The organism is Kitasatospora sp. NPDC058492, assembly GCF_042720685.1.
Lineage (GTDB): Bacteria > Actinomycetota > Actinomycetes > Streptomycetales > Streptomycetaceae > Kitasatospora.
Genome location: NZ_JBHXMU010000083.1, coordinates 1 through 13018, shown reverse-complemented (window position 1 = coordinate 13018; position 13018 = coordinate 1). Strand labels below are relative to the sequence as shown.

At 72.3% G+C, this 13018-nt stretch carries 12 protein-coding genes; 11 read left to right on the top strand and 1 reads right to left on the bottom strand.

Annotated elements, in window-relative coordinates:
• Positions 1-91: 91 nt before the first annotated feature.
• The 4 genes from tilS to folE all read left to right on the top strand — a co-directional run bounded on the left by tilS (position 92) and on the right by folE (position 4837).
• The gene (gene tilS / locus ACFWPI_RS35400) at positions 92-1219 is read left to right on the top strand and encodes a tRNA lysidine(34) synthetase TilS (protein ID WP_363376734.1); all 1128 of its coding nucleotides are present in this window, start codon (positions 92-94) and stop codon (positions 1217-1219) included.
• Positions 1220-1289: 70 nt separating this feature from the next.
• Positions 1290-1844: a hypoxanthine phosphoribosyltransferase gene (hpt, locus tag ACFWPI_RS35395; RefSeq protein ID WP_063348252.1), complete on the top strand. Its 555-nt coding sequence runs from the start codon at positions 1290-1292 to the stop codon at positions 1842-1844.
• Between the two features lie 228 nt (positions 1845-2072).
• The gene (gene ftsH / locus ACFWPI_RS35390; protein ID WP_063348251.1) at positions 2073-4127 is read left to right on the top strand and encodes an ATP-dependent zinc metalloprotease FtsH; all 2055 of its coding nucleotides are present in this window, start codon (positions 2073-2075) and stop codon (positions 4125-4127) included.
• Between the two features lie 104 nt (positions 4128-4231).
• Positions 4232-4837: a GTP cyclohydrolase I FolE gene (folE, locus tag ACFWPI_RS35385; RefSeq protein WP_063348250.1), complete on the top strand. Its 606-nt coding sequence runs from the start codon at positions 4232-4234 to the stop codon at positions 4835-4837.
• Positions 4838-4899: 62 nt separating this feature from the next.
• Here folE and ACFWPI_RS35380 read toward each other — a convergent pair whose 3' ends face one another.
• Positions 4900-6054 carry an alpha/beta hydrolase gene (locus ACFWPI_RS35380; protein WP_380378140.1) on the bottom strand — a complete coding sequence of 385 codons (1155 nt, stop codon included), beginning with the start codon at positions 6052-6054 and terminating at the stop codon, positions 4900-4902.
• Positions 6055-6430: 376 nt separating this feature from the next.
• On the opposite strand from ACFWPI_RS35380, the gene ACFWPI_RS35375 reads away from it, so the two are divergent.
• The 7 genes from ACFWPI_RS35375 (at position 6431) to ACFWPI_RS35345 (ending at position 12971) form a co-directional block, all read left to right on the top strand.
• Complete coding sequence (locus ACFWPI_RS35375) at positions 6431-8269, top strand: phosphatidylglycerol lysyltransferase domain-containing protein (RefSeq protein ID WP_380378141.1); 1839 nt, start codon at positions 6431-6433, stop codon at positions 8267-8269.
• A 68-nt stretch (positions 8270-8337) separates the two neighbouring features.
• Complete coding sequence (gene folP, locus ACFWPI_RS35370; RefSeq protein WP_063348247.1) at positions 8338-9225, top strand: dihydropteroate synthase; 888 nt, start codon at positions 8338-8340, stop codon at positions 9223-9225.
• A complete protein-coding gene (locus tag ACFWPI_RS35365) occupies positions 9222-9719 on the top strand; it encodes a nuclear transport factor 2 family protein (RefSeq protein ID WP_063348246.1) in 498 nt (165 codons plus the stop codon). Before folP ends, ACFWPI_RS35365 begins: the two co-directional genes overlap by 4 nt.
• Positions 9720-9966: 247 nt before the next feature.
• Positions 9967-10326: a dihydroneopterin aldolase gene (gene folB, locus ACFWPI_RS35360; RefSeq protein ID WP_063351209.1), complete on the top strand. Its 360-nt coding sequence runs from the start codon at positions 9967-9969 to the stop codon at positions 10324-10326.
• A 40-nt stretch (positions 10327-10366) separates the two neighbouring features.
• The gene (folK, locus tag ACFWPI_RS35355) at positions 10367-10966 is read left to right on the top strand and encodes a 2-amino-4-hydroxy-6-hydroxymethyldihydropteridine diphosphokinase (protein WP_063348245.1); all 600 of its coding nucleotides are present in this window, start codon (positions 10367-10369) and stop codon (positions 10964-10966) included.
• 188 nt (positions 10967-11154) lie between these two features.
• A complete protein-coding gene (locus tag ACFWPI_RS35350) occupies positions 11155-11643 on the top strand; it encodes a DUF3180 domain-containing protein (protein WP_063348244.1) in 489 nt (162 codons plus the stop codon).
• A gap of 122 nt (positions 11644-11765) precedes the next feature.
• Positions 11766-12971 (top strand): hypothetical protein, encoded by a 1206-nt coding sequence (locus ACFWPI_RS35345; protein WP_380378146.1) that lies wholly within the window; start codon positions 11766-11768, stop codon positions 12969-12971.
• Positions 12972-13018: the final 47 nt, after the last annotated feature.

Below are 13018 nucleotides of genomic sequence, written 5' to 3'. Positions count from 1 at the left end.
TGTGAGCGCCCGGTAACAGGGCGCTCATGAAGCTGCGCGGCCCAGCCGCGCGAGCCGCCGTCCTGTCCCCTCCGTCGAGGAGTCGTCCGCCGTGGGTCCACACCCCGCAGTCGCAGCGATACGCCTGGCCGTCCGCCGCACGCTCACCGACCTCGCCGCCGAGGCCGGTACCACCTTCACCGCGCCCGTGCGCGAGCCCCGCGAGCGCCCGGCCGGGGCGCCCCTGGTGGGCGCCGCCGTCGGCACCACCCTGATCGGCAACGCCGCCCGGCACCCGTCCGGACTGCCCCGGACCCCGGCCGCCCCCGGCTCCCCGCTGGTGCTGGTCGCCGTCAGCGGCGGCGCCGACTCGATGGCGCTGGCCATCGCCGCCGCCTTCGAAGCCCCCAAGATCGGCCTGCGGGTCGGCGCCGTCACCGTGGACCACGGCCTGCAGCCCGGCTCCGCCGACCGGGCCGCCCAGGTGGCCGAACGGCTGCGCTCGCTCGGCCTGGACCCGGTCGAGGCGATCCCGGTGCGCGTCGGCCGGTCCGGCGGCCCGGAGGCCGCCGCCCGGGACGCCCGCTACGCGGCCCTGGACGCGGCCGCCGAACGGCTCGGCGCGGTCGCGGTGCTGCTCGGCCACACCCGGGACGACCAGGCCGAGACGGTGCTGCTGGGCCTGGCGCGCGGTTCGGGCTCCCGCTCGCTGGCCGGGATGCCGGCGCAGAAGGGCCGCTACCGCCGCCCGCTGCTGGAGCTGGACCGGGCGGCCACCCGGCAGGCCTGCTCCGCCCAGGCGATCCCGGTCTGGGACGACCCGCACAACTGTGATCCCGCCTACACCCGCTCCCGGGTCCGGCACGAGGTGCTGCCGGTGCTGGAGAAGCACCTGGGCGGCGGGGTGGTCGAGGCGCTGGCCCGCACCGCCCGGCTGTTCCGCGACGACGCGGACGCCCTCGACCAGTGGGCCTCCCTGGCCGAACGCGACCTCCGGACGGGTGAGGGCGCCCTGGACGCCGTGAAACTCGCCGAACTCCCGCCCGCGGTCCGCCGCCGGGTGCTGCGCCGGGCCGCGCTGCGGGCGGGCTGCCCGGCCGGGGACCTGTTCGCGCGGCACCTGGAGACGATCGACCTGCTGGTCACCGGATGGCGCGGCCAGGGGCCGCTGCACCTACCCGGGGGCGTCGAGGCCACCCGCAGGTGTGGCACGCTGGTCTTTCGGCGGCAGGGCGACTGACGGGCGGGCATGTCCCGGGGTAGTCGGCCGCCGGCCACACAGACCCCGAACGTTTGAGGACGTATCCCCGGTGGACCAGAACGACATGGGCGCTGACCTCGCGAAGGTGCTCATCAGCAAGGACGAGATCGACGCCAAGCTCCTGGAGCTGGCCGAGCGCATCGACCGGGACTACGCAGGCAAGGACCTGCTGATCGTCGGCGTCCTCAAGGGGGCTGTGATGGTCATGGCCGACCTCGCCCGGGCCCTGCACTCGCAGGTCACCATGGACTGGATGGCGGTGTCCTCCTACGGCATGGGCACCAAGTCCTCCGGCGTGGTCCGCATCCTGAAGGACCTGGACACCGACATCGCCGGCCGGGACGTCCTGATCGTCGAGGACATCATCGACTCCGGTCTGACCCTGTCCTGGCTGCTGGGCAACCTGAGCTCGCGCGGCCCGGCCTCGCTGGAGGTCTGCGCCCTGCTGCGCAAGCCGGACGCGGCCAAGGTCGAGATCGACGTGAAGTACGTCGGTTTCGACATTCCGAACGAGTTCGTGGTCGGCTACGGCCTGGACTACGCGGAGAAGCTGCGTAACCTGCCCTTCATCGGGACGCTCGCTCCGCACGTCTACGGGGGCTGAGGACTCCGTTCGGGCTACGGATGGGAACAGGAGCCGGTTCCCGCCCGTTGGACCGGGGGGACCAAGAACGACGGCCGTGTCGCTGCGCTCCCGCCATGCGCGGGTGTGACTGCGGTACGGTCCATTAAAACCGCTCTTCACATGAGCACCGACCAGGATGCGCCGGCGGCACCCAGCCCGCGGCGCCGTTGAGTGGCAGGAGGGACGGGGCGGCAACGCCCCGCATGGATGGACGTCAAGCGATACTTCCGTGCGCCGATCATGTGGATCGTGCTGGCCGTCCTCGCCGTCATCGTCTTGATGCAGGTCGTTTCGGATTCGAACGGCTACAAGACGGTGGACACCGGGCAGGTCGTCGCGGCGATCGACGCCAAGCAGGTCAAGTCGGCGCAGATCACTACTGGTGACTCGAACACCATCAAGATCCAGCTGAAGGACGGCGCCACGCTGTCCAACGCCGGTACCGGCAAGACGCCGTCCGGCAGCAAGTTCCAGGCCTCGTACATCGGCGACCAGGGTGTTGCGATCGCCGACAAGCTCCAGGCCCAGATCAACGACAACGACCAGAGCACGCTCGCCGAGGGCTACACCATCAGCCCCGAGAAGCAGAGCACCTTCGTCAGCCTGCTGCTGTCGATGCTCCCGATCGTCATCATCGTCCTGGTCTTCCTGTTCCTGATGAATCAGATGCAGGGCGGCGGCTCCCGGGTCATGCAGTTCGGCAAGTCCAAGGCCAAGCTGCTCACCAAGGACACCCCGAAGACGACCTTCGCGGACGTCGCGGGCGCCGACGAGGCGGTCGAGGAGCTCCACGAGATCAAGGAGTTCCTCCAGGAGCCGGCCAAGTTCCAGGCCGTCGGCGCCAAGATCCCCAAGGGTGTGCTGCTCTACGGCCCGCCCGGTACCGGCAAGACCCTGCTGGCGCGTGCCGTCGCGGGCGAGGCCGGGGTGCCGTTCTACTCGATCTCCGGCTCGGACTTCGTCGAGATGTTCGTGGGTGTCGGCGCCAGCCGCGTCCGCGACCTCTTCGAGCAGGCCAAGGCGAACGCCCCGGCGATCGTCTTCGTCGACGAGATCGACGCCGTCGGCCGGCACCGCGGTGCGGGCCTGGGCGGCGGCCACGACGAGCGCGAGCAGACCCTCAACCAGCTGCTGGTCGAGATGGACGGCTTCGACGTCAAGGGTGGCGTGATCCTGATCGCGGCCACCAACCGCCCCGACATCCTGGACCCGGCGCTGCTGCGCCCGGGCCGCTTCGACCGCCAGATCTCGGTCGAGCGCCCCGACCTCCAGGGCCGGCTGGACATCCTCAAGGTGCACCAGAAGGGCAAGCCGATCGCGCCCGACGTCGACCTCTCGGCCGTCGCCAAGCGCACCCCCGGCTTCACCGGCGCGGACCTGTCGAACGTCCTCAACGAGGCCGCTCTGCTGACGGCCCGTTCGGACAAGAAGCTGATCGACAACGGCATCCTGGACGAGGCGATCGACCGCGTCGTGGCCGGTCCGCAGAAGCGCACTCGGATCATGTCCGAGCGGGAGAAGAAGATCACCGCGTACCACGAGGGCGGCCACGCCCTGGTGGCGGCGGCGTGCCCCAACAGCGACCCGGTGCACAAGATCACAATCCTCTCGCGCGGCCGGGCCCTCGGCTACACCATGGTGCTGCCGGACGAGGACAAGTACTCCACCACCCGCAACGAGATGCTCGACCAGCTGGCCTACATGCTGGGCGGGCGCGCGGCGGAGGAGCTGGTCTTCCACGACCCGACCACCGGTGCGTCGAACGACATCGAGAAGGCCACCGCCACCGCCCGGGCCATGGTGACCCAGTACGGCATGACCGAGCGGCTCGGCGCCATCAAGTTCGGCTCGGACAACGCGGAGCCGTTCCTGGGCCGTGAGATGGGCCACCAGCGCGACTACTCGGAAGAGGTCGCCGGGCTGGTGGACGAAGAGGTCAAGAAGCTCATCGAGAACGCGCACAACGAGGCCTGGGAGATCCTGGTCGAGAACCGCGACGTGCTCGACAACCTGGTTCTGGAGCTCCTGGAGAAGGAGACCCTGAACAAGGAGCAGATCGCGGAGATCTTCGCCACGATCGTCCGGCGCCCGGCCCGGCCGGCCTGGACGGGCTCGTCCCGTCGCACGCCGTCCACCCGGCCTCCGGTGCAGTCCCCGAAGGAGCTGGCGCTCACCAACGGCGCCGCCGCGATCGACACCGCCCCGGTGGACATCGTGAAGCTCCCGCCGCTGCCGAGCGCGGAGCCGCCCGCCGAGGGCTGATCCCGCGCACCGTACGGAATGGATGCCGCGTCACCGGGGTTTGTACCCTGGAGACGCGGCATCCGTGCTGTTCAGCAAAGTCGTCCCAAGTAAGCGAGGCCCGCATGATCGACCCGGTGACGCTCGACGGTCCACCCACCGTCGGGACCTTCGACCAGAAGCGGGCCGAGAACGCCATCCGCGAGCTGTTGCTCGCCGTGGGTGAGGACCCGGACCGCGAGGGGCTGCTGGAGACCCCGGCCCGGGTCGCGCGCGCCTACAAGGAGATATTCGCGGGCCTCTGGCAGGAGCCCGAGGACGTCCTCACCACCACCTTCGACCTCGGGCACGACGAGATGGTGCTCGTGAAGGACATCGAGCTGACGTCCGTCTGCGAGCACCACCTGGTGCCGTTCCGCGGCGTGGCGCACGTCGGGTACATCCCGTCCGCCAGCGGCAAGATCACCGGCCTGTCCAAGCTGGCCCGGCTGGTCGACGTCTACGCTCGCCGCCCCCAGGTGCAGGAGCGGCTGACCAGCCAGGTGGCCGACGCGCTGATGCGGATCCTGGAGCCGCGCGGGGCGATCGTCGTGGTCGAGTGCGAGCACATGTGCATGTCGATGCGCGGCATCCGCAAGCCCGGCGCCAAGACCATCACCTCGTGCGTCCGCGGCCAGCTGCGCGACCCGGCGACCCGGGCCGAGGCGATGAGCCTCATCATCGGCCGATAGCGCAACGGCCGGCCGGTCCCTCGGACCGGCCGGCCGTCGCCTGCCCGCGCCACCTGCCCGCGTCAGCCGAGCCGCTCGCCGATCCACTCCAGCGAGGACGGCAGCTCACGGGTCCAGCTGTCGAAGTTGTGGCCGCCGTCGTCCAGGTAGAGCGAGTCGACCTTGAACTGCGGGTTGGCCGCGGCGACCTGCTGGGCGTGGCCGACGAACTGGAGGGTCTGCGCGAAGTCGCCCTCCTTGCGGGAGGAGACCACCAGCAGCGAGAGGGCGGGGGCCGGGAGGTTCGTCAGCCGCCAGTCGAGGTCGCTCTGCTGCGCCAGGACGGCGTCGCCGGCGAACAGGTCGCCGCCGGTGAACTGGTCCTCCTTGACCTTGTACTCGCTGTGCAGGCCCACCCCGCTGCCGTAGACGTTCGGGAAGCGCATCGCCAGCCGCAGCGCGCAGCTGCCCCCGGTCGAGTAGCCGAAGACGGACCAGGAGGCGGCCGAGCGGCCGGTCCGGTAGGCGGTGCGGAGCGCCTCCGGCAGGTCCTTGGTGAACCAGGTCTCGGCGCGCGGGCCGCCGGGGACGTCCACGCACTCGGTGTCGCGCGGTGGGGCGACCGTCGGGCGGGCCATGACCACGATGGTCGGCGGCATCTTGCCGGACTTCTGCAGCTCGCCCGCGGTGCGCAGGACGGGCAGCTCCTTGATCAGGTTGAGCGTGGTGCCGGGGAAGCCGGAGATGGCGACCAGGACGGGGAAGCGGACCAGGGCGAACTTCGGGTCGAAGTACTCGGGCGGCAGGTAGACGAACAGCTGGTCGGACAGCCCGGTCTCCTTGCCGGTGACCCGGACCGATTCGACCTTGCCGGTCTCCTCGGGCGGGCCCTTGGGCAGGTCGGTGACGGTCTCCAGACCGCCCTCGGTGGTCGGCTGGACCGGCGTGTCCGAGGCCGAGGTGCCGCCCTTGTGGTTCTCGTTGCTGGTCAGCGCGAGCTTGGTGCTGCCGGGGCTGAGCAGGTCGTCCCACGAGGTGTAGAACCCGAAGGAGTTGTTCACCGCCAGCGCCAGCACGGCCACGACCGCGACTTGAGTGACGGTCAGCAGGCCGATCCGGCCGAGGACGGGCAGCGGGCGCTGGCGCGCCAGCCGCGGCCAGAGCCACAGGGTGGTGACGAGAGCCGCGGCGCCGAGTGCGAGCAGCGAGTTCACCAGTGCGTCGCTGGTCAGTTCCATGCAGTCGGCCTTCCGATGGGACACTGTCGGTGCACGCCTCATCGTCTGGCGGCCCGTCAGCTCCGGCCACCGCGACTAGGCTGTCCGGATGCCCGGGCGAGCTGGGAGGGCGGGGGGAGCTGCAGGCAACCGGCGCCCTAGAATGCGGCGTCCACCGTACGTACGGCGTACCGGAGGACCCTGCCGCGCCACGCGGCGGCAGGCCTTCGGCTCCGTCCCCGGCTCCACCGCAGCGCGCCCACGGCACCGGTTTACCGACCGTTTCCGGATCCTTGGTATGCGCATTGCCTGATGAAGGAAAAGGCATTGAAGGTCCATCACACGTGCTCCCCCGGAGTGACCGGACGGCGTCCCGCAGCCTCTACGCTGAGCTTCCATGAGCGTTCCCGTGTCCGTTGAGCCGAGCCCCGAGCAGCCGCGTCGTCGACGCGGCCTGCAGACGCTTCGCACCCAGGCGGCGGCCGTTCCGAGGGCCTGGCTGCCCCGCGCGGTCGGGTACGCCTGTCTGCTGATCGGCCTGGTCGACATCGCCAGCGCGGTGTTCCCCAAGCTCCGGCACTCCAAGATGCACACCTTCACCGGGCAGCTGCCCGGCGGCACCACCTCGCTGGCCGCGGTCGGGACGATGATGGTCGGCCTGCTGCTGGTGCTGCTCGCGCACGCGCTGCGCCGGCGCAAGCGGCGGGCCTGGCGGGCGGTGTGCGTGCTGCTGCCGGTCGGCGCCGCGCTGCACATCGTGCGCTGGCACCAGGTCGGCCCGGCCGTGGTCTCGCTGGCGGTCTTCGTGGTGATGCTGGTGCACCAGCGCGAGTTCTACGCCAAGGCCGACCCGCGCACCCGCTGGCGGGCGCTGGTCAACCTGATCGTGATGGGCGCCGTCAGCGTGCTGCTCGGCCTGCTGATCGTGAGCACCCGGACCAAGTACGAGATCGGCTACCCGGCCCTGCCCGAGCGCCTCCAGCACGTCGTGTACGGGCTGTTCGGCTTCGAGGGGCCGATCCGGTACAACAACGTCCGGATGTCCGACCTGGTCGCCTACCTGCTCGGCGGGCTGGGCCTGCTGACCGCCTTCACCACCGCCTACCTGGCGCTGCGCCCGGGCAAGCCCAAGCCGGAGCTGACCCCGGAGGACGAGGAGAAGGTCCGCGAGCTGCTCACCCGGCACGGCGAGCGCGACTCGCTCGGCTACTTCGCGCTGCGCCGAGACAAGAGCGTGCTGTTCTCGCCCACCGGCAAGGCCGCGATCTCCTACCGGGTGGTCTCCGGCGTGATGCTCGCCTCCGGCGACCCGGTCGGCGACGTCGAGGCCTGGCCGGGCGCGATCAAGGTGTTCATGGCCGAGGCCCGCGAGCACGCCTGGGTGCCGGCCGTGATGGGCTGCAGCGAGGTCGGCGGCGAGGTCTGGACCCGCGAGGCGGACCTGGACGCGCTGGAGCTGGGCGACGAGGCGATCGTCGACACCGCCACCTTCTCGCTCGCCGGCCGGGCCATGCGCAACGTCCGCCAGATGGTCAAGCGGATCGAGCGCAACGGCTACTCCTGCCAGGTGCGCCGGGTCCGCGACCTCAGCCAGGAGGAGAAGCACCGGATCGCCGACGCCGCCGCCCGCTGGCGCGGCACCGACACCGAGCGCGGCTTCTCGATGGCCCTCGGGCGCTTCGGCGACCCGCTGGACGACGACTGCGTGGTGGTCACCGCCCACAAGGCCCCGGAGGAGGGCGAGAGCGGCGACGACCTGAAGGCCGTGCTGCACTTCGTGCCCTGGGGGCCGGACGGCATCTCGCTGGAGCTGATGCGCCGCGACCGCGCGGCCGACCCGGGCCTGAACGAGCTGCTGATCGTCGCCGCCCTCCAGGCCGTGCCCGCGATGGGCGTGCGCCGGGTGTCGCTCAACTTCGCGATGTTCCGCTCGGCGCTGGCCCGCGGCGAGCGGATCGGCGCCGGCCCGGTGCTGCGGGCCTGGCGCGGACTGCTGGTGTTCCTCTCGCGCTGGTTCCAGATCGAATCGCTGTACAAGTTCAACGCCAAGTTCCAGCCCGAGTGGGAACCGCGCTTCCTGGTCTTCCCGAACACCCGGGACCTGCCGCGGATCGGCTTCGCCGCGATGCAGGCCGAGGCCTTCATCACCCTCGGCATGCCGCGCTTCGGCCGGCGGCGCCAGCGGGAGGGCCTGATGCCCACCCCGGGCGCCCGCGACGTCACCGAGGCCGCCTGAGGCACCGCCGCGACCAACGGGGCCCCCGCCGAGAATCCTCGGCGGGGGCCCCGTTCGATAATGGGCACATGAGCAACTCGCCGTCCTTCTCGCTGCCGGCCGGACTGCCGCGGCTCGACCGCTGCGCCGTGATGGGTGTGGTCAACGTCACGCCCGACTCCTTCTCGGACGGCGGCCTCTGGCACGACCCCGCCAAGGCGATCGCGCACGGGCTCGCCCTGCGCGCCCGCGGTGCGGACCTGGTGGACGTCGGGGGCGAGTCCACCCGGCCCGGCTCGCAGCGGGTGCCCGAGGAGGAGGAGCTGCGCCGGGTGCTGCCGGTGGTGCGCGAGCTCGTCGCCGCCGGGGTCGTGGTGTCGGTCGACACCATGCGGGCCTCCGTCGCCGAGCAGGCCGTGGCGGCCGGTGCCGCGCTCGTCAACGACGTCTCCGGCGGGCTCGCCGACCCGGCGATGGCACAGGTGGTCGCCGACACCGGCGCGCCCTTCGTGGTGATGCACTGGCGCGGCCAGTCCGCGGACATGGAGCGGCTGGCGGTCTACCGGGACGTGGTGGCGGACGTCGTCGCCGAGCTGGCCGTCCGGGTGGACGCGCTGCTGGCGGCCGGGGTCAAGGAGGACCAGCTGATCCTCGACCCGGGGCTCGGCTTCGCCAAGACCCCCGAGCACAACTGGGCGCTGCTCGGCCGGCTGGACGCGCTCACCGCGCTCGGCCGTCCCGTCCTCGTCGCCGCATCGCGCAAGCGGTTCCTGGGTACGCTGCTGGCCGACCCGCAATCCGGGGCGCTGCGCCCGGCCCGGGAGCGCGACGACGCGACCGCCGCGGTGTCGGTGCTGTCGGCCCAGGCCGGCGCCTGGGCGGTGCGGGTGCACGACGTGTCCGGCACGGCGGACGCCGTCCGGGTGGTCGCGGCCTGGCAGCACGCGGCCCGGCAAGGGGTGAGGGAGGGTCTGTGACAGGTGACGGCAGGCTGAGCGGCGGAACGGCCGGCCAGGCCCGCGAGGCGGACCTGGAGGCGGTGCTCGCGGCGAACCAGGCGCTCTACCAGGCACTGGAGGAGGGGGACCTGGAGGCGGTCGAGGACGCCTGGCTGGGGGCCGCGGACGCGGACGACAAGGGCGGCGTGGTGTGCGTGCACCCCGGCTGGCCGGTGCTGCGCGGGCGGGCGCAGGTGACCCGCTCGTACATGCTGATCATGATGAACACGGAGTACATCCAGTTCTTCCTGACCGATGTCGAGGCCGAGGTCCACGGAGATGTGGCCCTTGTCACGTGCACCGAGAACATCCTCTCCGGCGGCGAGGCGGAGGAGGAGGGGGAACTCGGTCCGCTGGTCGGCGGAAAGGTCGTATCCACGAATCTGTTCCGCCGTACCCCGGGCGGGTGGAAGCTCTGGTCGCACCACGGTTCACCCGTTCTGACCAGCGGCGACGACGAGGACGAGGACTGATTCGGGCGGCCTTCGGAAAACGCCGCCGGGAGGTCGCCCGGGAATTCCCGAGTGGTCACCGAACGTTCACGTCAATCGCCATTCCGGTGCGCGTGGCGACGGTTCGTGCCGGGTAGGACGGTCAGACGTTGTCAGCGCCCGCGGGTAGATTCGAAACGGAGTGGCGGGTGTGCTGCCCGCCTTCGCCCCGCCCGTCCATGCCATTCTCCGGGTGGGGCCCGTCCGACTGGGAGCAGTGATTCGTTTGCTGGACCGCGTCACCCTGCGGGGGCTGCGTGCCCGGGGCAACCACGGCGTCTTCGAGCGCGAGCGCATCGAGGGCCAGACCTTCGTGGTCGACCTCGTGCTGTACCTGGACACCCGCCCCGCCGCGTCCGGCGACGACCTCACCCGCACGGCGCACTACGGCCTCGTGGCCGAGGAGGTCACCGCGATCATCGCCGGGGAGCCGGTCGACCTGATCGAGACCCTGGCCCAGCGCATCGCCGACCAGTGCCTGAAGCACGAAGCGGTCGAGGAGGTCGAGGTGACCGTGCACAAGCCCGACGCCCCGATCACCGTGCCGTTCGACGACGTGACCGTGACCATTCACCGGGGCCGCGCATGACCGCCGCCGTGCGCCCCGTTCCAGTTGCAGAGGGATCTCGATGAGCACCAGCGACCCGACCGCCTCGCCGACCACGTTCGACCTGGAGAGCCGGGTGGACTCCGCCGACACCACACTGCACAGCCAGCACTGCGCGGTGATCGCACTCGGCAGCAACCTGGGCAACCGCCTGGACACCCTCCAGGGCGCCGTCGACGCGCTCGCCGACACCCCCGGGCTCAAGATCAAGGCCGTCTCCGCGGTCTACGAGACCGAGGCCGTCGGCGGCCCGGACGAACAGCCCAACTACTACAACGCGGTCGTCGTGCTGCGCACCTCGCTGCCGCCGCGCGACCTGCTGGAGCGCGGCAACGCGATCGAGGACGCCTTCGGGCGGGTCCGGACGGTGCACTGGGGTCCGCGGACCCTGGACGTCGACATCCTGGCCTACGAGGGCGTGCTCAGCGACGACCCGCAGCTGCTGCTGCCGCACCCGCGCTCGCACGAGCGGGCCTTCGTGCTCGCCCCCTGGCTGGACGCCCAGCCGGAGGCCGAGGTGCCCGGGCACGGGCAGGTCGGCGCACTGCTGGACGCGCTCGGCGGCCCGGGCGCGCAGGGCGTCCGGCGGCGGGACGACATCCGGCTGACGCTGCCGGAGTGACCGGCCGCGGCCCGGCGGCCCGGTGAGGACGGCCGGGGAACTCGACCGGGGGGCCCGGCCGTACGAGTAGGTGTCCGCCGTTCGCGAGGGTGCCCGCCCGGTCGGGCCCGGTACGGTGGCCTGGCGCCGCCGTGCCGGGCCACCGGGCGACGGCCGGCTCTGGTAACCCCGGGAAGGACCTCCTCCGAGTGAAGCTGCTTCGCCTCCGCCTGCTGGTCGGCATCACCGCTGCTACCACGGCGCTGTCCTGGGCCGGTGCCAAGCTCTGGGCCTCCCTGGACACGCTGCCGGCCGTGCCGGTCGCGGCGCCGGTGGTGCTGGCGGCGGTGGCGGTGGTCCTGTTGGCGACCGCCCTCTCGCTGCGGTCCCGGCTGAAGGCGGTGCGCGAGCGGCAGCCCGGCGCGAAGGGCGTCGACCCGCTGCTGGCGGCCCGGGCGGTGGTGCTGGGGCAGGCCAGCGCGCTGGTCTCGGCGGTGGTCACCGGCGTCTACGCGGGCGCGGGGATCTTCCTGCTGGGCGAGCTGGACGTGTCGGCGCGCAAGGACCAGGCCGTCACGGCCGGGCTCGCGGTGCTGGCGGGGGCCGCGGTGATCGCGGCGGCGCTCTGGTTGCAGCACGTGTGCAAGCTGCCGGAGAACCACGACGATCCGAGCGGCCCGGCGCCCTCGCCCCGCTGAACAGGTCCTTTTTCGTGATCTTGAGTGAAACGCCGGGCACGTGCGGTAAAACTTGCGGACTGTCAAGGGTGGAAGAGGACCCTGGGCTGACACGGCCCCAATTCGCACGCTAGTTTCTTGGCATGTCTCGCGGACGCCACCGTCATTCCTCCGTCCTCGGCCGGATCTTCCCCCCCACCGCCGCCGGCGTGCTGCTCGTCGCTGCGCTGGCCGCCCTGCTCTTCAGTCAGGACGCCGTCCTGGTGCGTTCGGTGGGCGTCGCGGCGGTCGTCGCGACGCTCGGCTTCGCGCTGCTGCTGCGGCAGCGGGACAAGGCGGCCCGGGCGGCCGCCGAGATGGCCGCGGCGCAGCGGCTGCGGGCCGAGGAGCGGTTCGAGGAGCAGCTGGCGGAGGCCGAGTACGCGGCTGAGGTCGCCGAGGAGCGGGCCACCCGGTTCGGGCGGCGGCTGACGGCGGAGAAGTCGCGGCTGGCGAAGGCCGAGACCGAGATCGCCCGGCTGCTGCGGGAGCGGGCCGTGGCGGTGGCCGAGCAGGCGCTCAAGGAGGCCGAGGCGGCCCAGCGGGCGCTCGCCGCGAGCCGCCCCAAGTACCCGGCCAGCCCGGCCGCGTTCGTCCGTGCCGCGTCCGTGCTGCGGGTGCTGGAGCGGCGGGCGGCGGAGCAGGAGGCGCGGCGGGAGCGGACCGCGGGCTCGGCGGTCGCGCTGCGGGCGCGTACGGCGCCGGCCGCTGCGGCCCAGGCGCCCGTGCCTGCCGTGGTGGCGCCCTCGGTGCCGGCGCCGGTGGCCCCTGCGGTGCCGACTCCGGAGCAGGCTCCGGTGGCACAGGCACAGGCACAGGCACAGGCACAGGCACAGGACCAGACCCAGGCGTCGGTGCGGCCCGCGCCGGTGCGCCCGGCGCTGACCGCCACGGTCGGGCAGCTCGGCGGGACGCCGTCCGCTCCGGTCGCGGCGCCCGCGCCGGTGGAGCGGCAGCGGCCGCGGTCGGCGCAGCCCGGGGCGGTGCGCGGGCCGGGCTTCAGCTTCTTCGGCCGTGGTGCGGGCGCGGCCGTGCGGGCGGCGGCCCCGGCGCCCGCGGTGGGCAGCGTCGCCGAACTGGGCGAGCGCACGGACCTGGCCGACGTGGTGGGCGACGAGGCGGTGGCCGCGCAGGCGAAGGCCGAGGCGCAGGAGGCCCAGGAGGCTCGTGAGGTGCAGGAGGCCGTGGCCGGCTCGCAGGCGTCGCAGCCGGCGGCCGAGCCTGCGCCGGGCGCGCCCGCGGTGGTGGACCTGACCCCGGAGGACGAGACCGAGCTGATCCAGCTGCCGGAGCTGCGCGCCTCGCGTTAGGTCCGGATACGCGAAAGCGGCGCGGGACATCGGTGTGACCGATGTCC